The following is a 489-nucleotide window of genomic DNA, read 5'->3' as shown; positions in this document are numbered from 1 at the left end:
GCACGGGCTGGCCCGCCGCATCGACGATACGCAGCTCGGCACCGGCCAATGGCTGGCCCAGCGGCAGGTAAGCGCCCTGCCCGGCCTCCGTCACCTCGCCACAGACCACACCGACGGTGGTTTCCGACGGGCCGTAGTGGTTGAACACGCGCAACTGCGGCGCCAGTTCGCGGATGCGCGCGAACAGCACCGCATCGAAGCCTTCACCGCCCAGGATCAGCAACTGCCGCGGCAGTACCCGCCGGGCATCGTCCAGCGCCAGCAGGCCACGCAAATGCGAAGGGGCGATCTTCAGGCAGTCCACGGGATGTTGGGCCAGGAAATCGGCCCAGCCAGGTGGATCGAAGGCCAGCGCGGCCTCCGGCAGGATCAGCGGATCACCTGAGTGCAAGGCGGCGAAGACGCAGGTCAGGCCGAGGTCGGCGGCGACCGTGGCCAGGGTCGCCCAACGGCTGCCGGCGCTGGCCTGCAGGCGCTGGCTGACGGCAG

Annotated in this window: 1 protein-coding gene; it reads right to left on the bottom strand. The window is 70.1% G+C overall.

Going from position 1 to position 489, the window contains the following annotated elements:
* The coding region (locus BFP89_RS00310; RefSeq protein ID WP_141689010.1) for an AMP-binding protein at positions 1 to 489 on the bottom strand (489 nt) is incomplete at both ends.

The organism is Pseudomonas sp. 31 R 17 (assembly GCF_900004915.1).
Classification (GTDB): Bacteria; Pseudomonadota; Gammaproteobacteria; order Pseudomonadales; family Pseudomonadaceae; genus Aquipseudomonas; species Aquipseudomonas orientalis_A.
The sequence above is the reverse complement of the archived record's forward strand: the minus strand, read 5'-3'. Positions and strand labels throughout refer to the sequence as shown.